18 protein-coding genes are annotated in these 17917 nt (G+C 71.2%); 13 read left to right on the top strand and 5 right to left on the bottom strand.

The genetic code is table 11. The features are described from left to right. Nucleotides 1-95: 95 nt before the first annotated feature. Nucleotides 96-866, bottom strand: a complete 771-nt coding sequence (locus tag OHT51_RS32415) for a DeoR/GlpR family DNA-binding transcription regulator (protein WP_328882455.1) — start codon at nt 864-866, stop codon at nt 96-98. Between the two features lie 325 nt (nt 867-1191). Beyond that, on the bottom strand, nt 1192-2016 hold the full coding sequence (locus OHT51_RS32420; RefSeq protein ID WP_328882456.1) for an NAD-dependent epimerase/dehydratase family protein: 825 nt from the start codon (nt 2014-2016) through the stop codon (nt 1192-1194). 210 nt (nt 2017-2226) lie between these two features. On the opposite strand from OHT51_RS32420, the gene OHT51_RS32425 reads away from it, so the two are divergent. Both OHT51_RS32425 and OHT51_RS32430 read left to right on the top strand, forming a co-directional pair. Further along, nucleotides 2227-3180: a 5-dehydro-4-deoxyglucarate dehydratase gene (locus OHT51_RS32425; protein WP_328882457.1), complete on the top strand. Its 954-nt coding sequence runs from the start codon at nt 2227-2229 to the stop codon at nt 3178-3180. Continuing rightward, nucleotides 3177-4340 carry a hypothetical protein gene (locus OHT51_RS32430; protein WP_328882458.1) on the top strand — a complete coding sequence of 388 codons (1164 nt, stop codon included), beginning with the start codon at nt 3177-3179 and terminating at the stop codon, nt 4338-4340. Before OHT51_RS32425 ends, OHT51_RS32430 begins: the two co-directional genes overlap by 4 nt. Here the strand turns inward: OHT51_RS32430 and OHT51_RS32435 are convergent. Continuing rightward, a complete protein-coding gene (locus OHT51_RS32435) occupies nt 4277-5512 on the bottom strand; it encodes an MFS transporter (protein ID WP_328882459.1) in 1236 nt (411 codons plus the stop codon). The genes OHT51_RS32430 and OHT51_RS32435 overlap by 64 nt on opposite strands. Before the next feature lie 50 nt (nt 5513-5562). Next, on the bottom strand, nt 5563-6318 hold the full coding sequence (locus tag OHT51_RS32440; RefSeq protein WP_328882460.1) for a DUF4328 domain-containing protein: 756 nt from the start codon (nt 6316-6318) through the stop codon (nt 5563-5565). Nucleotides 6319-6545: 227 nt separating this feature from the next. Here OHT51_RS32440 and OHT51_RS32445 point away from each other — a divergent pair, with 227 nt between their 5' ends. Beyond that, nucleotides 6546-7004, top strand: a complete 459-nt coding sequence (locus OHT51_RS32445) for a DUF6010 family protein (RefSeq protein ID WP_328884518.1) — start codon at nt 6546-6548, stop codon at nt 7002-7004. 145 nt (nt 7005-7149) lie between these two features. Further along, on the top strand, nt 7150-7740 hold the full coding sequence (locus OHT51_RS32450) for a TIGR03086 family metal-binding protein (protein ID WP_328882461.1): 591 nt from the start codon (nt 7150-7152) through the stop codon (nt 7738-7740). A 15-nt stretch (nt 7741-7755) separates the two neighbouring features. Here the strand turns inward: OHT51_RS32450 and OHT51_RS32455 are convergent, their stop codons facing one another. Continuing rightward, entirely contained in the window at nt 7756-8412 is a 657-nt protein-coding gene (locus tag OHT51_RS32455) for a hypothetical protein (RefSeq protein ID WP_328882462.1), read from the bottom strand. Nucleotides 8413-8611: 199 nt separating this feature from the next. Here OHT51_RS32455 and OHT51_RS32460 point away from each other — a divergent pair, with 199 nt between their 5' ends. From OHT51_RS32460 to OHT51_RS32500, 9 genes are all read left to right on the top strand, one after another. After that, nucleotides 8612-9280, top strand: coding sequence for a GntR family transcriptional regulator (locus tag OHT51_RS32460; protein ID WP_328882463.1), 669 nt, complete (start codon nt 8612-8614; stop codon nt 9278-9280). Beyond that, nucleotides 9277-10185 carry a dihydrodipicolinate synthase family protein gene (locus OHT51_RS32465; protein ID WP_328882464.1) on the top strand — a complete coding sequence of 303 codons (909 nt, stop codon included), beginning with the start codon at nt 9277-9279 and terminating at the stop codon, nt 10183-10185. The genes OHT51_RS32460 and OHT51_RS32465 overlap by 4 nt, the downstream gene beginning before the upstream one ends. After that, nucleotides 10182-11912: an L-arabinonate dehydratase gene (gene araD, locus OHT51_RS32470; protein ID WP_328882465.1), complete on the top strand. Its 1731-nt coding sequence runs from the start codon at nt 10182-10184 to the stop codon at nt 11910-11912. The genes OHT51_RS32465 and araD overlap by 4 nt, the downstream gene beginning before the upstream one ends. A 107-nt stretch (nt 11913-12019) precedes the next feature. Then, a complete protein-coding gene (locus OHT51_RS32475; RefSeq protein ID WP_328882466.1) occupies nt 12020-12955 on the top strand; it encodes a carbohydrate ABC transporter permease in 936 nt (311 codons plus the stop codon). Continuing rightward, entirely contained in the window at nt 12952-13848 is an 897-nt protein-coding gene (locus tag OHT51_RS32480; RefSeq protein WP_328882467.1) for a carbohydrate ABC transporter permease, read from the top strand. The genes OHT51_RS32475 and OHT51_RS32480 overlap by 4 nt, the downstream gene beginning before the upstream one ends. Further along, on the top strand, nt 13845-14381 hold the full coding sequence (locus tag OHT51_RS32485) for a hypothetical protein (protein WP_328882468.1): 537 nt from the start codon (nt 13845-13847) through the stop codon (nt 14379-14381). Before OHT51_RS32480 ends, OHT51_RS32485 begins: the two co-directional genes overlap by 4 nt. Then, on the top strand, nt 14378-15547 hold the full coding sequence (locus OHT51_RS32490) for a Gfo/Idh/MocA family protein (protein WP_328882469.1): 1170 nt from the start codon (nt 14378-14380) through the stop codon (nt 15545-15547). The genes OHT51_RS32485 and OHT51_RS32490 overlap by 4 nt, the downstream gene beginning before the upstream one ends. Next, nucleotides 15547-16392 (top strand): PmoA family protein, encoded by an 846-nt coding sequence (locus OHT51_RS32495; protein ID WP_328882470.1) that lies wholly within the window; start codon nt 15547-15549, stop codon nt 16390-16392. Before OHT51_RS32490 ends, OHT51_RS32495 begins: the two co-directional genes overlap by 1 nt. Beyond that, nucleotides 16389-17903 (top strand): glycoside hydrolase family 43 protein, encoded by a 1515-nt coding sequence (locus OHT51_RS32500; protein ID WP_328882471.1) that lies wholly within the window; start codon nt 16389-16391, stop codon nt 17901-17903. The genes OHT51_RS32495 and OHT51_RS32500 overlap by 4 nt, the downstream gene beginning before the upstream one ends. Nucleotides 17904-17917: the final 14 nt, after the last annotated feature.

Raw genomic sequence — 17917 nt, forward strand, 5'->3', positions numbered from 1 at the left:
GAGGGGACGTGAATGAGGGGAGGTATGGGGAGGTATTGGGAGATAAGGGGTGGCGTGGGGCGTGAAAGTGCCCCGAGGGGGAGTGAGTTGGAGTGTCAGACGCGGATGACCTGGGGTCCCCGCAGGGAGTAGCGGTGGGCCTCGGCCGCGGGGAGCAGGGTGCTCGTGACGATCGTCTCCAGTGCGCCGATGTCCGCGAACCGGCAGAAGCTGACCGCCCCGAACTTGGTGTGCACGCCCGCGAACACCGTGCGGCGCGACGCCCGGATCGCCTGTGCCTTGACCTCGCTGACGGCCGGGTCGGGGGTGGTCAGGCCGTGTTCGCGGGAGATGCCGTTGGCGCCGATGAACGCCAGGTCGATGACGAAGCCGGCCAGCATCTTCGTCGTCCAGTGGTCGACGGTGGCCAGGGTGCCGGACCGCACCCGGCCGCCGAGCAGCAGCACGGAGACGTGCTCCGTCTCTGCGAGCGCGCCCGCGACCGGGAGGGACGCGGTGACCACGGTCAGCGGCCGGTCGGTGGGCAGGGCCTCGGCGATGAGCTGCGGGGTGAAGCCCTCGTCGACGAAGACCGTCTCGGCGTCCCCGAGCAGCTCGGCCGCGGCGGCCGCGATCCTGCGCTTCTCGGGGACGTGGCTGGTGGCGCGGAAGGCCAGCGTCGTCTCGAAGCCGGCGCTCTCCACGGGGTAGGCGCCGCCGTGGGTACGCCGGAGCAGGCCGTGGTCCTCCAGGACGCGCAGGTCCCGCCGTACGGTCTCCTTGGCCACGCCCAGCTCGGCGGCGAGCGCGGTGACGTCGACCGAGCCGTCGCGCCGCGCGGCCAGCACGATCTCGCGCTGGCGTTCCTCCGCCGTCCTCGTGCTCATGCCGACCCTTGCCTTCCGCCTTGCTGCCCGTTCGGGCCCGGTGAGGCCCATGGGGGAAGTTCTACAGCGGGTGTTCGGCACTGACCAGCTCTGTTGCAGGTTCGATGCTGCCCGTGTGTGCCCGTTCACCGTGTGGTGTGCCCGTCTCGGACCTGCATGGTTGTGGTGGGGCGCGTGAGATCGGGCGGGCGTGGTGCCCGAATACGGCGGCGGGCGGGCCCGTTCGGTGCCCGCCCGCCCTCTTGCGGCGAAATGTTTCGGTCAGTAAGGCCGGATCTTGGTACGGCCGGGTAGCGCTACGGCCGGGTCGCGGTACGGCCGGATGTCAGTACGGCCAGATCGGCGGGTCGCTGACGAAGTGGCCGCCCAGGTAGGCGTGCGCGATGTTCTCCGGGTCGAGCTCGCCCTGTTCGGCGATCAGCTTCTCGGCGTACGGCTCGGAGTCGTCCTGCGGCTCGTAGCCGAGGGAGCGGGCGCTGGTCAGGTCCCACCACAGGCGGGTGTTCGCCGAGGAACCGTGGACGACCGTGTGCTCGACGTCCTCGGCGGTCAGAGCCGCGTGGAAGAGGCGGGCGCCGTCGGCGGGGCTCATCCACACCGAGAGCATCCGGACGCTGGTCGGCTCCGGGAAGCAGGAGCCGATGCGCACGGACACCGTCTCCAGGCCGTGCTTGTCCCAGTAGAACTGCGCGAGGTCCTCGCCGAAGGACTTGGACAGGCCGTAGAAGGTGTCCGGGCGGCGCGGCGTGTCGATGGGGATCAGTGCGCTCGGCGCGTGCGGCGCGGTGCCCTCGGGGCGGGGCGTGAAGCCCACCGCGTGGTTGGAGGAGGCGAAGACGATGCGTCCGACGCCCTCCTCGCGGGCGGCCTCGTAGAGGTTGTAGGTGCCCTCGATGTTCGCCCGGAGAATCTTCTCGAACGGAGCTTCCAGGGAGATGCCCGCGAGGTGGATGATCGCGTCGACGTCCCGCACGGCCTCGCGCAGCGCCTCCCGGTCGGCGAGGTCGGCGACGATCGCGTCCGGCTCGCCCTCGATGGGCCGCAGATCCAGGAGCCGCAGCTGGTAGCCGTAGGCCGGGAGCAGGTCCCGCATCAGGGTGCCGAGTCCGCCGGCGGCGCCGGTGAGCAGAACGGTGCGGGGGGCTGGCATCCTCGGTTCTCCTTGAGTCCAGGGCCGTATGCATGCACGCACGGTATTCACATTCATGGACAAGCTAAGGATCATCGACCTTGCCCGTCAAGGGTGGTGCAGTGTGCGTTCATAAATGTAAACTCTGATCAGAATTACGTATACGCCGTCTCGTTCCCGCACAGCCGTCCTCGGTACGTCCTCGTTACGTCCTCGTTCTAGGGAGAGCCCGTGACGCCAGCCCCCCTTGCCGCACGCCTCAGCATCCCCGGCGGGCCGTTGTTCTTCCCCGTCACCGCCTACGGCCCCGACGGCTCGGTCGACCTCGACACGTACCGCACCCATGTCCGCCAGGGCGTGGCTGCCGGTGCCGCCGCCGTGTTCGCGTGCTGTGGCACCGGGGAGTTCCACGCACTCACGCCCGAGGAGTACGAGGCGTGCGTGCGGGCGGCCGTCGAGGCGGCGGCGGGACGCGTGCCGGTCGTCGCGGGCGCCGGATACGGCACCGCGCTCGCCGTGCGGTACGCGCGGCTCGCCGAGGGGGCCGGGGCGGGCGGGCTGCTCGCCATGCCGCCGTATCTCGTCCTCGCCGGGCAGGAGGGGCTGCTGCGGCACTACCGGGAGATCGCTGCGGCGACCGCGCTCCCCGTCATCGTCTACCAGCGCGACAACGCCGTGTTCACCCCGGACACCGTCGTCGAACTGGCCCGCACGGACGGCGTGATCGGGCTCAAGGACGGGCTCGGCGACCTGGACCTGATGCGGCGGACCGTCAGCGCCGTACGCGCCGAGGTCCCCGGTGACTTCCTCTACTTCAACGGCCTGCCGACCGCCGAGCAGACCCAGCTCGCCTACCGCGCCATCGGCGTCACGCTCTACTCCTCCGCCGTGTTCTGCTTCGCCCCGGAGATCGCCCTCGCCTTCTACCAGGGGCTGGAGGCCGGCGACACCGCCACCGTCACCCGCCTCCTGGACGGCTTCTACCGCCCGTTCGTCGAACTGCGCGCCCAGGGCCGCGGATACGCCGTCGCCCTGGTCAAGGCGGGCGTACGGCTGCGCGGGCTGGACGTGGGGGAGGTCCGGCCGCCCCTGCACGAGCCGAGCGAGGACCATGTCAAGCAGCTCGCCCAGGTGATCGAGCGCGGCTACGCGCTGCTGGAGAAGGAGCCGGAGGACACCAAGTGAAGGCGTCGACATTCGTCTACCCCTGGGACGTCAACGGAGACCCGGAGGCACCCGCGAGGATCGCCGCCCTCGGCGTTCACCAGGTGACGCTCGCCTCCGCCTACCACTCCACCCGCGCCCTCACCCCCCGCCATCCGCGCCACCGCATCGTCACCGCCGAGCACGCGGCCGTGCTCTACCCGACGGACGACCGGTGGACGGGCCGGGAACTGCGCCCGTACCCGGCCGGGGACTGGGCACCCGGCGACGCCTTCGGCGAGGCCGCCGGAGCGCTGGCGGACGCGGGTCTGGAGGTGCACACCTGGGTGGTCCTCGCGCACAACTCCCGCCTGGGCGCCGACCATCCGGACACGTCGGTCGTCAACGCGTACGGCGACCGCTACCCCTGGGCCCCGTGCATCGCACAGCCCGCCACCCGCGCGTACCTCGTCGACCTCGCCGCCGAGGCCGCCGTACGCCCGGGGGCGCGCGGCACCGAGCTGGAGTCCCTCGGCTGGTACGGCTTGCAGCACCTGCACGCCCACGACAAGACCGGCGGGGTGCCGCTCGGGGACGCCGGAATGTACCTGATGGCGCTCTGCTTCTGCCCGACGTGCCAGGAGGGCTACGGCGCCCAGGGCCTGGACGCCGACGAGCTGGCGGCAGCCGTACGCGCCGCCCTGGAGCCGCTGTGGCAGGGCGCGGCGGACGACGGTGACTGGGCCGGCGTCGAGAAGCTGCTCGGCCCGCAGACGGCGGCGGCCACACGCGCGTGGCGTGACGAAACCGCCCGCACGCTCCAGGAGACGGCCGTCCGGGCGGTCCGCCAGGCCGCTCCGGACGATTTCCAGGTGCTCCTGCACGCCGACCCGGTGACGTATCACGTCGGCGCGAACGCCGGCGTCGACCCCGAGCACATCCTCTCCGTCGCGGACGGCGTCGTCGTGCCCTGTGCGGGCGGCCCCGGTCTGCTGACGCCCTTCGCCGAGCAGGGCCGTGACGGCGCGGTCGTCGCCGCCAACTTCGGTGTCGTCTCCCAGATGGGCGGCAGCCCGGGCACGCTGGCGTCGGACACGGCACGCGCGCGAGAGCTGGGGGCCACCGAGATCCGGCTCTATCACGCGGGGTTGGCGTCCGACGGCGACTTGGCGGCGGTGAGGGAGGCGCTCGCCGCCCTCTGAAGCAGCGGCAGGGCGGTCAGCAGCCACGCCGGGCCCAGGACGGCCAGCAGCAGTCGTACGTCGAGCAGTTCGACCAGCGCCGCCCCCGCCGCGAGACCGATGACGTTCGGCGTGAAGACGAGCGTGTTGGCCGTGGCGGCCGTCCGGCCGAGCAGGGCGTCCGGCGTCTCGCGCTGCACGGCGGTGAGCGCGGCGATCAGCACACAGGGCAGCCCCACGCCGGCCGCCGCGCTGCAGGCCAGGGCCACCGGGTCGGACGGGATCGCCCGCAGACCGGCCGCGGTGGCCGTCAGGGCGATGCCGTACGCGGCGAAACGGCGTTCGCCGAGCCGGCGCAGGAGGGGGCCCGAGAGCAGCCCGATCGCGACCGAACCGGCGCCCTGGACGGCGTACAGCACACCGGCGTACGCGGGGTCGTGCCCGAGGCCGTCGATGACGGCGTAGATCGTCGCCCCGCTGAGCCCCGCGCACAGCATGGTGCCGCCGCCGGCCAGGACGAGGGGGCGCAGCCGTGGGTGCGCCCAGAGGAAGCGGGCGCCCTCGGCAGTCTGCGTCCGCCAGCCGCCGGGCGGCGGCTCGGGCCTGCTCTCGCGCACGCGCAGGCACGCGTACAGACCGGTCGCGACCACGAACGTCACGGCGTCGAGCAGGGCGACGCTCGGGCCGCCGTACGCCGCGTAGACGCCCGCGCCGGCCAGCGGGGCGAGGAGTTTCATGCCCTCGGAGGCCGTCATGCGCAGCCCGTTGAAGTCGCCGAGCAGGGACGCGGGCACGGCGCTCGCGACGAGGGCGGACTCGGCGGCGTCATGGACGACTCCTGCGGCGCCGTAGACGAACAGGACCGCGAAGAGGAGCCAGAGGCGGGCCGGGGAGTCGACGGTGAAGAGGGCGAGCAGGAGGGCGGCCAGGAGGAGGTTCGCGCCGATCAGCAGGGGCTTGCGGCGGACGCGGTCGGCGAGCGTGCCCAGGAGCGGGCCGGCCAGGGTCGGGGCCCACATGGCGAGCATGCACAGTGCGGCCAGGCCGTCCGAGCCGGTGAGGTCCTTGACCCACACGCCGGACACCAGCCACAGCGCCGAGGTGCCGAAGCCGGAGACGACGGCTCCGGTGAGGTAGAGGGCGGCGTTGCGGTCGCGCAGGACGCGGGGGAGGGCCCAGGTGGTGGTCGTCATGCCAGGCCACTGTGGGGCTAAGGCGGGGGCGTGGGGATCGGGGAAGTGCCCTAGAAGTGGCCTGGGCGCGAGGGGAGATGCCAGGCCGACGTCTCCTTGACGACCGAGGGCCGGTACAGGCCCTCAACGGCTTTGCGCCGCTGCATGGCGGTCAGCCGGACGGCGAAATGGATGGCGGCAGCGGCGGCGGCGATGTGCACCACGTCGGCTGCCATGTACTGCCCCACCGCGTCCTTGATCTCGGTCAACGTCTCGGCGTTCCGGTACTTCTGCCCGGCGTACCGGTTGAACAGGACGCTGAAGACGAACAGCGCCCACCACAGGTTCAGGGGCCAGGCCCGCGTCCGGTGGGTCTCGCCCTCGGTCGGCAGCTGAGTGGCGGCCCCCCACATGTCGAAGGCGACGCGATACGGCATCCAGAGGTTCACCAGCGGGATGAGCCAGGCCCCGATGGCCCACCCGGGCCCGTTGCGAAACCGGTCCGGGGTCAGGAGCCCGGTGTTGCGGCGCATGCGGAAGAACCAGACGACGAACACGATCGCGGCGGGCAGGTACACCATGACCTGGAATCTTCCGGCCGTGTCGTACAGCGAGGCAGCGGCGTCCAGTTCCTGCTGCGGAGCCGTGGCGAAGCCGCCGTCTCCGTTGATCACCGCACGGAGCCGGATTCCGGCGAAGAGACTGAACACGTCACAGAGGGCGACCAGAGCGAGCCCCCCGACGGCCACGGCCAGGAGAGCGCGGGACGATGCGGGGGCCCCTGAGGGCAGCAGTGGACGCGGACGCAGATCAGTGGATTCGGACATGGCGATGCGGCCCCCCACGGGCAAGAAAAGAAGAGGTCCGCGGCAAGAAAAGAAGAGGTCCGCGGACGCACGGCCGACGCACGATACGTCGATCATGCACATCCCGTCCATGACAATTCGGCGCGGCGGGAATCCGTTGGAAGCTGTCGATTCAGCCACTGGGACGGATGAGGGCGTACACATAGCGTGATGAGCCGTCCAAGTCATCCATGCGCAAAGGCAGTTCCATGCACTACGTCGCGCCCATCGGCATCGGCCTCCTCTACGCCCTCCTGATGTCCCTCATCCGGGAACCGCACCGGCGGCGCTTCAACGCGGTCATGGTCGCCGGAGCGGGCGCCGCCTATCTGAGCGGCGGCGGCATGGGTGGCTGGGAGTTCGCGTTCACCGTGGTGGTCACCTACGTCGCCTATCGCGGCCTGGACTCGTGGACCTTCATCGGCATCGGCTGGCTGCTGCACACCGCGTGGGACATCGTCCACCACATCAAGGGCAACCCGATCATCCCCTTCCTCCACACCTCCTCCCTCGGCTGCGCGATCTGCGACCCGGTGATCGCCCTGTGGTGCTTCGCCGGCGGGAAGACGCCGAGGGAGCTGATCGAGTGGGTGCGGGGAGCCGGGGGGCGCAAGGGCCGGGTGTCCGGGGAGACGGCTCGGGTGGGGGAGTCGGGGGTCGGGGCGTAGGCCGGGCCTCTCGGCGTCCGGCCGGGTTCCTGCCCAGGTTGCCGAGTCGCCGAGTCACTGGGTTGCCGGATCGCCGGATCGCCGATGAGTTTCGCGCCCGGCACCGGTCCACCTCTCAGGAACCGATCTGTGAGGAGCCCGCCCCATGACCGACATGACCCTCGACCTCGGACCGCAGACCCGCGTCGTCGCCCGCCTCGCGGAAGCCGTCACCGACGAGCAGCTCTCGGCGCCGACGCCCTGCCCGGAGATGGCGGTGCGCAACCTGCTGGGTCACCTGCTCGGCCTGTCCGTCGCCTTCCGTGACGCCGGCCGCAAGGACCTGGGCGCCACGACCGACACCAGCCCGGAAGCCGTCGAACCGGACATCGGGCCCGGCTGGCGCGAGGAGCTTCCCAAGGTCCTCGACGAACTGAGCGAGGTGTGGCGCGACCCGGAGGCGTGGACCGGCATGACCCGCGCCGGCGGCATCGACCTGCCCGGTGCCGTGGCGGCCGCGGTCGCCGCCGACGAGCTGGTGATCCACGCCTGGGACCTGGCCCGCGCGACCGGCCAGGAGTACGCCCCCGACCCCGCCGCGTTGCAGGCGTCGCACGACTTCCTCCTCGCCTCCGTCGACGACCCCGGTCGCGACAGCATCTTCGGCCCCGTGGTGCCGGTCCCCGCCGGTGCACCACTGCTGGACCGGGCGGTCGGGCTGAGCGGACGGGACCCGGGCTGGAGGAGGGATCGCTGACCGGGGGACTTTCCCCTAACCAAGCTGGTGCTCAACTCGGTGCCGCAGGTATTCGTCGGAGTGGGTGCGCGCGATCTGCACCGCCTCGGCGACCAGGTCGTGCAGGTCGGCGGGGTAGTGGCGCGGGTTCAGGGGGAGTCCGGGGAGTATGCAGCGGCGCACGTCGAGGTCGTCGTTGCTCACGAACTCGCGCAGCGTGGCCTCGTGCCACGTGGCACGGAGGTCGGCCACGGCGTCGAACTCCGCCTTGCTCTCCGGCGTCGGCACCCGCGTCCGCCCGCCGCGGAACCTCAGCGGCGCCTGCGCCCAGTACCAGGCGCGGGCCGCCCCGGCGCGCTCGTGGTCGGTTCCCGTCCGCACATACTCGATCAACGCGGTCTGCACCCGTCGGCGACCGAACACGGTGACAGCAGGCTCGACGAACAGCCGGTTGTGGCTGGGGTCGGGGTCGAGGACGGCCGTGCGCAAGAGCGGGTCGAAGAGCAGCTCGGGCAACGTTTCCACGTTCCGCAGAGCCCGCCGGAACGCCATCCGCGCCTCCCCCTGCCACTCCCGGTCGCGCGGAACCCGGTCGGGCAGGCCGACGCCGGCCAGTCGGGCCAGCTCGGCCAGTTGCAGACGGAACGCCGATGTCCGGTCCTGCGGCCGGCCGGGAAGCGGTGCGAACGTCATCGGCGGTGTCCTCCCTGAGGTGTTGTCGGAGCAGCGTAGGCCCGCGACCCCAACTTCCTTTGTCAGAAGCGTTGACGAATCATGCGCCCCCTCCTGCCTTCATCGCGTCGTACTTCGTACGTCATATATGAGACGCGATACGTGAGATCCGATACGCGAGACCCGGTCCCTGGGCCCCGCGAAGATCCGAGAGGCGCGCATGACCTCTGTGCCCACGCCGATCCCCTCCCGCACGCAGTTCGTGCTGGAGGAGATCAAACGCCGCATCCTCACCGGGCAGTTGACGCCGGGTCAGGCCCTGGTCGAGACCGAGCTCGCCGCGCAGTTCGGGGTGTCCAAGACCCCGGTGCGCGAGGCGCTCAAGACGCTCGCCGGGACCGGACTGGTCGTGATGAGCCAGTACAAGGGCGTCACGGTGCGCATGGTGGACGCGGACATGGCGCGCGAGGTCTACGACGTACGGCTGCTGCTGGAGCCCGAGGCGCTGAAGCGGGCCGTCAGGCGCGGCGCCTCCCTCGACCCCGCCCGTGACGCGCTGACCCGCGCCGACACGGCCGGCGACACCGCCGAACGCTCCCTCGCCAACCGGGAGTTCCACCGCGCCCTGTACCTGCCGTGCGGCAACCCGCTGCTCGGCCGGATGCTCGACGAGGTGCGGGATCAGGCCGCCCTCGTCTCAGCGGTCGCCTGGGCCGCCTCCCCCTCCTGGGAACGGGAGGCCGGCGAGCACCGCGACATCCTGCGGCTGGCCCTCGAAGGCGACGCCGACGGCGCCGCGCGCGCCCTGCACGCCCACATCGCGTCGTTCGTGCAACGGGCCTTCCCGGACGCGGGAGTCGAGGCCCAGGGAGAGGACGGTCCGGCATGACAACGACGTTCGAGCCCCAGCGGACGGCCCTGGCCGACGTGGTGGCGATCCCGGTGACCCCGTTCGCCGAGGACGGCCGCGTCGACCAGGACGCCCACCGGGCCCTGCTGCGCCGTCTGCTGGACGGGGGCGTCATCACCCTCACCCCCAACGGCAACACCGGTGAGTTCTACGCCCTCACCCCCGAAGAGCGCCGCCTCGTCACCGAGCTGACCATTGAGGAGGCGGGCGACCGCGCCGCCATCCTGGTCGGCGTCGGGCACGACGTACCCACCGCCATCGCCTCCGCCCGGCACGCCCGCGAGCTCGGCGCCCGGATGGTGATGGTCCACCAGCCGGTCCACCCGTACGTCTCCCAGAGCGGCTGGGTCGACTACCACCGCGCCATCGCCGCCGCCGTGCCCGACCTCGGCGTCGTGCCGTACATCCGCAACGCCCAGCTCAGCGGCGCGCGCCTCGCCGAACTCGCCGACGACTGCCCGAATGTCATCGGCGTGAAGTACGCCGTCCCGGACGCCGCCAAGTTCGCCGCGTTCGCCCGTGACGCAGGGCTGGAGCGGTTCGTGTGGGTCGCCGGGCTTGCCGAGCCGTACGCGCCCTCGTACTTCTCCGCGGGCGCCACCGGCTTCACCTCCGGACTCGTGAACGTCGCCCCCGCCGTCTCCATGAACATGATCGAAGCGCTTCGAGCCGGCGACTACCCGGGCGCGATGAAGATCTGGGAGCAGATCCGCCGCTTCGAGGAGCTGCGCGCCGCGAACGGCTCCGCCGACAACGTCACCGTCGTCAAGGAGGCCCTCGCCTCCCTCGGCCTGTGCCGCCGCGACGTCCGCCCGCCCAGCAGGGAACTGCCCGAGGACGAGCGCGCCGAGGTCGCCGCCATCGCCGCCGGGTGGTCGATATGACCGGCAGGAAGCGCCCCGAGGAACTCAGAAGCCACCAGTGGTACGGCACCGAGGGCCAGTTGCGCACCTGGTCGCACAACGCCCGCATGCGCCAGCTGGGGTACGAGGCGGAGGAGTACCGGGGCCGTCCGGTGATCGCCGTCCTCAACACCTGGTCCGACATCAACCCCTGCCACGTCCATCTGCGCGAGCGCGCCGAGGCGGTCAAGCGGGGGGTGTGGCAGGCCGGGGGCTTCCCGCTCGAGTTCCCGGTGGCCACGCTCTCGGAGACGTACCAGAAGCCGACCCCGATGCTCTACCGCAACCTCCTCGCGATGGAGACGGAGGAACTGCTGCGGTCGTACCCGATCGACGCGGCCGTGCTGCTCGGCGGCTGCGACAAGTCGACGCCGGCGCTGCTCATGGGCGCCGCCTCGGCCGACGTGCCGTCGATCTTCGTGCCCGCGGGGCCCATGCTGCCGGGACACTGGCGCGGCGAGACCCTCGGGTCCGGTACGGACATGTGGAAGTACTGGGACGAGCACCGCGCGGGCAACCTGACGGACTGCGAACTGCGCGAACTCCAGGGCGGTCTGGCGCGGTCGCCCGGCCACTGCATGACCATGGGGACCGCGTCCACGATGACCGCGGCGGCGGAAGCCCTCGGCATGACCCTGCCCGGCGCCTCCTCGATCCCGGCCGTCGACTCCGGGCACGAGCGCATGGCCGCCGCCTCCGGGCGCCGCGCCGTGGAGCTCGCGTGGACCGGCCTCCGGCCGTCCGGGATCCTCACCCGCGAGGCCTTCGAGGACGCAGTCACCACGGTGCTCGGGCTCGGCGGCTCCACCAACGCGGTCATCCATCTGATCGCGATGGCGGGCCGTGCCGGGATCAAGCTCTCCCTCGACGACTTCGACCGCATCGCCCGTACCGTCCCGGTGCTGGCGAACGTGCGGCCCGGCGGACAGACGTACCTGATGGAGGACTTCCACTTCGCCGGCGGCCTGCCCGCCTTCCTCTCCCGGATCACCGACCTGCTGCACCTGGAGCGGCCGACGGTCAACGGCACCCTGCGGGAGCAGCTCCAGGACGCCGTCGTCCACAACGACGACGTCATCCGCACCCGGGAGAACCCGGTCGCCGGGGAGGGCGGCGTCGCCGTGCTGCGCGGCAACCTCTGCCCGGACGGCGCCGTCATCAAGCACATCTCCGCCGAACGGCACCTGCTGAAGCACACCGGGACCGCAGTCGTCTTCGACGACTACAAGACGATGCAGCGGACCATCAACGACCCGTCCCTGAACATCACCGCCGACAGTGTGCTGGTGCTCCGCAACGCCGGGCCCAAGGGCGGTCCGGGCATGCCCGAGTACGGCATGCTGCCGATCCCCGACCACCTGCTGAAGCAGGGCGTACGGGACATGGTGCGGATCTCCGACGCCCGGATGAGCGGCACGAGTTACGGCACGTGCGTGCTGCACATCGCGCCCGAGTCGTACGTCGGCGGACCGCTGGCCCTGGTCCGGACCGGGGACACCATCACCCTGGACGTCGAGGCCCGCACGCTCCAACTCGACTTGGACGACGAAGAGTTGGAACGACGCCGGGCCGGGTGGACACCGCCGCCCGCGCGCTGTGAGCGGGGCTACGGCGCGCTCTACAACGAACAGATCACCCAGGCCGACACAGGCTGTGACTTCGAGTTCCTCGCGCGGCCCGGCAAGGTGCAGGACCCGTACGCCGGTTGAACCACCCCTCGACCCCAGCTCAGCCCTGTTTGGTCGAGATCCCGAACGATGCTCGGAAAGCGCTTCCGGCGCGTCGCACGCAAGACGCACGAGAACGGAGAACTGTCATGGCCCAAGCCGCAGCCGTGGCGAAACCGCCCGCGCCACCCCGGCGGCGCCGTGCCTCCGCCACCCCGCGCAGGCTCCCGTATCTGCTGATCGCCCCGGCGGCCCTGCTCATGCTGGGCTTCATCGCCTACCCGGTGATCAGCGTCTTCTACTACAGCCTGCAGGAGTACAACCCCACCAAGCCATGGCGGAACGGCTTCACGGGCTTCGACAACTTCGTCCACGCCTTCACCGCGGACCCGCTGTTCTGGGACACGCTGGTCTTCAGCGCCAAGTGGGTGTTCGTCGAGGTCGGGCTGCAGCTGCTGTTCGGGCTCGCGCTCGCGCTGATCGTCAACCAGACCTTCGCGGGCCGTGCGCTCGGCCGTGCGCTCGTGTTCTCCCCATGGGCCGTCTCCGGCGTACTGACCTCGGCGATCTGGGTGCTGCTCTACAACTCCCAGACGGGCATCACCCGTTACCTCGCGGACGTCGGCATCGGCTCCTACGGCACCAGCTGGCTGTCGGACACCTCCACGGTGTTCCCGGCGGCGATCGTCGCCGACCTGTGGCGCGGGGTGCCCTTCTTCGCGATCCTCATCCTCGCCGACCTCCAGTCCGTCTCGAAGGACCTGTACGAGGCGGCCGAGGTCGACGGGGCCGGCCGGATCAAGCAGTTCTGGCACATCACGCTGCCCCACCTCAAGGACGCGATCGTCCTGTCCACGCTGCTGCGCGCGGTGTGGGAGTTCAACAACGTCGACCTGCTGTACACGCTGACCGGCGGCGGCCCCGCGGGAGTGACCACGACCCTGCCCCTCTACATCGCCAACACCAGCGTCGACGCGCACAACTTCGGCTACGCGTCGGCCCTGACGACCGTCGCGTTCGTGATCCTGCTCTTCTGCTCGATGGTCTATCTGCGGCTGAGCAAGTTCGGAGGTGAGGACAAGTGAGCGTCAAGGAAGCCACCCAGGTCGCGCCGGCGCCCGTGCCGGCCGCCCCCGAACCGCCCCGTGCGCGCAAGAAGCACCGCGCCTACGACGAGGTCCCGCGCTGGCAGATCTACCTGCCGCTGTCGATCTACCTGGTCTTCACCCTGATCCCCTTCTACTGGATCCTGCTCTTCTCCCTGCGCCCGGCCGGCTCGACCTCGCTCGTGCCCTGGCCGATCACGTTCGACCACTTCGAGAAGGTCTGGACGGAGCGGAGCTTCGGCACCTACTTCCAGAACAGCGTGCTGGTCGGCGTCGTCACCCTCCTGATGACGACCCTGGTGGCGCTGGCCGGCGGCTACGCGCTCGCGCGCTTCAACTTCAAGATCAAGCGGGCTTTCATGCTGGCCCTGCTCTGCTCCCAGTTCGTGCCGGGCGCGCTGCTCCTGGTGCCGCTGTTCGAGATCTTCGCCGAGCTGCAGATGATCAACTCGCTGGGCAGCGTCATCATCGCGGAGACGGTGTTCCAGCTGCCGCTGTCGATGATCCTGATCAGCAACTTCATCAAGAACGTGCCGTACTCCCTGGAGGAGGCCGCCTGGGTCGACGGCTGCAACCGGATGACGGCCTTCAGGATCGTCGTCCTGCCGCTGCTGCGGCCCGGTCTGATCGCCGTCGGCTCCTTCGCCTTCGTGCACTCCTGGAACCACTTCCTGTTCGCCCTGATGTTCCTCAACAACCAGGAGAAGCAGACCATCCCGGTCGGCCTCAACACCCTGATGGGCGCGGACAGCGTCGACCTGGGCGCGCTGGCCGCGGGCGGCATCATCGCCGCCGTGCCCGTCGTGATCGTGTTCGCCTTCATCCAGAAGTGGCTGATCACGGGCTTCAGCGCGGGGGCGGTGAAAGGATGAGACTCCGTCAGGTCATCGCTCTGACCGCCCTGTTGGGACTGGTCTGCGTCCCGGCCCACGCCGACGACGTCCGCGACATCATCCGAGACACCCTCGCCCCGAACGACGGCTGGGCCGCGGCCGACGGTGGTACCACGGGGGGTTCCAACGCCGACGACGCCCACGTCTTCACCGTACGCAACCGAAGCGAGCTCGTCCGCGCCCTGGACGGCGGCAGCTCCACCCCGAAGACCATCAGGGTCGCCGGCACCATCGAAGGCCTGCTCGACATCACCAACGCCTCCGACCTGGTCAAGAGCTGGAACGGCACCGGCCTGCACCAGTCCGGCACCCTCTGGGGGTCCCCCCGGACGGAGTCTGGGGGAGGCTATCCGGTGGACCTGCTCGCCATCCACAACGCCCACAACTCCGGCAGCGAGCGTGACCTCACGGCCGACGTCGGCTGGACACCTACCCTGCACACAAAGATCGACAGCGCCGCCACGGCCGACCGAGCGGTGGCACACGGCGCGGGCGCAGGGAGGATCCCATGAGCACTGCCGTACCCATCGTGCTGGCGGGCGCGCGCGGCCACGGCCGCTGGCACCTGGACAACATCCGCCGGCTCCAGGACAAGGGGATCGTGCGGCCGGCGGGGATCTGCGAGCTGACCCCGCTGAGCGAGGAGGAGCTCCCCGAGGGCCTCGTCACACCCTCGGGCGCGCCCGCGCAGTCCGCCGACTTCGGTGCCCTCCTCGACTCCACCGGCGCCCGGATCGCGGTGATCTGCACGCCGATCCCGACCCACACCGACCTCGCCCTGACCGCGGCCCGGCGTGGCGTGCACATCCTGCTGGAGAAGCCGCCGGCCCCGTCGTACGCCCAGTTCCGGCGCATGGCCGACGGGGTGGCCGAGGCCGGCGTCGCCTGCCAGATCGGCTTCCAGTCGCTGGGCTCGCACGCGGTGCCGGCGATCCGGACGCTGATGGCCGAGGGCGCGATCGGCGCGATCGCCGGTATCGGCGGGGCCGGTGCCTGGGCGCGCCCCGAGGCGTACTACCGGCGGGCGCCCTGGGCGGGCAAGCGGCGCCTGAACGGCGTCGACGTCATCGACGGCGTGCTCACCAACCCTCTCGCGCACGCCGTCGCCACCGCCCTCGCGCTGGGCGGGACGGTGCGCGCCGGGGACGTCAGCGCCATCGAGACCGAGCTGCTGCGCGCCAACGACATCGAGTCCGACGACACCTCCTGCGTCCGCGTCACCACGGCACAGGACCGCCCGGTCGTCGTCGGCGCCACGCTGTGCGCCGAGGACCCCGACGAGCCGTACGTCGTCGTCCACGGCGACCAGGGCCGGATCACCTTCTGGTACAAGCAGGACCGTGTCCTGCTCCAGCGTGCCGGTCACGGCCCCGAGGAGTACGAGTACGGCCGTACGGACCTGCTGGAGAACCTCGTCGACCACGTCACCGACGGCACCGACCTGCTGGTCACGCCCGACGCGACGGGCGCCTTCATGAAGGTCGTTGAAGCGATTCGACTGGCCCCCGACCCGGCCCCGCTGCCGGACGAGGCCTGGCGGCTGCTCCCCGACGAGCAGCGCCGTGTCGTGCCCGGCATCGACGGTCTCGTCGCGGCCGCCGCCGACACCCTCGCCCTCTACTCCGAGCTGGGCGCTTCCTGGGCGCTCCCGGCGAGAACGAAAGAGGTGAGCACCTGATGACCCCCCATGACACCGCGGTGCTGCGCGTCGCGGGCCGCCCGGTCGGCCGGTACGTCACCCGGCCCGAACTGCCGGCCCGCCTCTCCCCGCGCCCGTATCTGCACCCCGTCACCACCCTGGCCGGCACGGCGGTCACCGAGCTGAGTCCCGCCGACCACACCCACCACCTCGGCGTCGGTGTCGCCGTTCCCGACGTCGAGGGGGCCAACTTCTGGGGCGGACGCACTTTCGTCCGCGACCGGGGCCCGACCGAACTGGACAACCACGGCGCCCAGCGGCACTCCGCCTTCCAGCTGCGCGACCCCGACGGTTTCGTCGAGGAGCTGCGCTGGGTGGCGGCAGGAGCCGAGCTGCTGCGCGAGCGCCGTACCGTCGCGGCCACCGAACTCACCGCATTCGCCTGGGCGTTGGACTTCACGTTTTCCCTGACCAACGTCACCTCCCGCCCGCTGTCCATCGGCAGCCCCGCCACCAACGGGCGTCCGGGCGCGGCCTACGGCGGTTTCTTCTGGCGGGCCCGCAAGGAGTCCTCGGCGCCGGACGTGTTCACCATCGACCGCGACGGCGAGCAGGAGATCCACGGCAGCCGCGCCCCCTGGGTGGCGCTGGCGGGCTCAACCTGGACCCTGGTCTTCGCCGGGGCGACCGAACAGACCCGTCTGGACCCGTGGTTCGTACGCGCGCAGGAGTACCCCGGTGTCGGTTCCTCCCTCGCCGCCGGGGAACGGCTCCCGATCCCACCCGGCGAGACCGCCGTACGCCGGATCGTGACCGTGGTCGCCGACGGCCGCATCAGCCGGCTCGAAGCGGCGTCGCTGGTCCGCAAGGCGGTGAGCCCGTGACGACCGGGACCGGGACCTATACGAACCCCGTCCTGAACGCCGACTGGTCCGACCCGGACGTCGTCCGCGTCGGCGACGACTTCTACCTCACCGCCTCCAGCTTCGGCCGTGCCCCGGGCCTGCCCCTCCTCCACTCCCGCGACCTCGTCAACTGGACCCTGGTCGGCCATGCCCTGGAACGCCTGGAACCGGCAGGGGAGTTCACCGCACCGCGCCACGACTGCGGCGTCTGGGCACCGTCCCTCCGCCACCACGACGACCGCTTCTGGATCTTCTGGGGCGACCCCGACCAGGGCATCTTCCAGGTCAACGCCCCCGAGATCCGCGGCCCCTGGACCCACCCGCACCTGGTGAAGGCGGGCAAGGGCCTGATCGACCCCTGCCCCCTCTGGGACGACGAGACCGGCGAGACCTACCTCGTGCACGCCTGGGCCAAGTCCCGCTCCAACGTCAAGAACCGCCTCACCGGCCACCGGATGCACCCCGACGGCACCGAACTCCTCGACGACGGCAAGCTGATCGTCGACGGCGACCGCATACCCGGCTGGTTCACCCTCGAAGGCCCCAAGCTCTACAAGCACGACGGCTGGTACTGGATCCTCGCCCCGGCCGGTGGAGTGGAGACCGGCTGGCAGGGCGCCTTCCGCTCACGCGAGTTCTTCGGGCCGTACGAGGAGAAGATCGTCCTGGAACAGCAGGACACCGACGTCAACGGACCGCACCAGGGCGGCTGGGTGCGCACCCCGTCGGGTGAGGACTGGTTCCTGCACTTCCAGCAGCAGGGCGCCTACGGCAGGGTCGTCCACCTCCAGCCGATGCGTTGGGGCGCCGACGGCTGGCCGGTGCTCGGCGAGGACGGTGCGCCCGTGACCGTGCACCGCAGGCCCGACCTGCCACCGCAGCCGCCCGCCGCGCCCGCCACCGACGACGACTTCCCCGGCGGACGCTTCGGCCGCCAGTGGTCGTGGACCGCCAACCCCCGGGACGGCTGGGCCACCCAGCACTCCGGCGACGGCCTGAGACTCGCCTGCGTCCGCTCGGCCGACGCTCATGATCTGCGCAGACTGCCGCACATCCTCACCCAGCGGCTGCCCGGGATGCCGTGCGCGGTCGAGGTCGAGCTGCGGCTGGACAGTGCGGAGCCGGGGGCGCGGGCGGGGCTCGCGGTGCTCGGGGACGCGTTCTGCTGGATCGGGCTCCAGCGCGGCGCGGACGGGGCGGTTCATGTCGTGCACCGGTTCGCCGAGGCCGTGGCGGAGGGGGAACGGGACGCCGGACACGCGCGGCTCGCGCCCCGGGGGCGCGTGCGGCTGCGGATCGAGATCGGGGCCGGGGCGCGCTGCCGGTTCTCCTACGACGTCGGCGACGGCCCCCGTCCTTCGGGACCGGTGTTCGCCGCCACCCCCTGGCGCTGGGTCGGCGCCCTGCTCGGGCTCTTCGGCCTCGCGCCCGACGGGCCGGGACACGCCGGAGCGGCAACCTTCTCGCACTTCAGGATCGACCCCTTGTAACGCACCTGACCCGT

This window comes from Streptomyces sp. NBC_00299 (assembly GCF_036173045.1).
Lineage (GTDB): Bacteria > Actinomycetota > Actinomycetes > Streptomycetales > Streptomycetaceae > Streptomyces > Streptomyces machairae.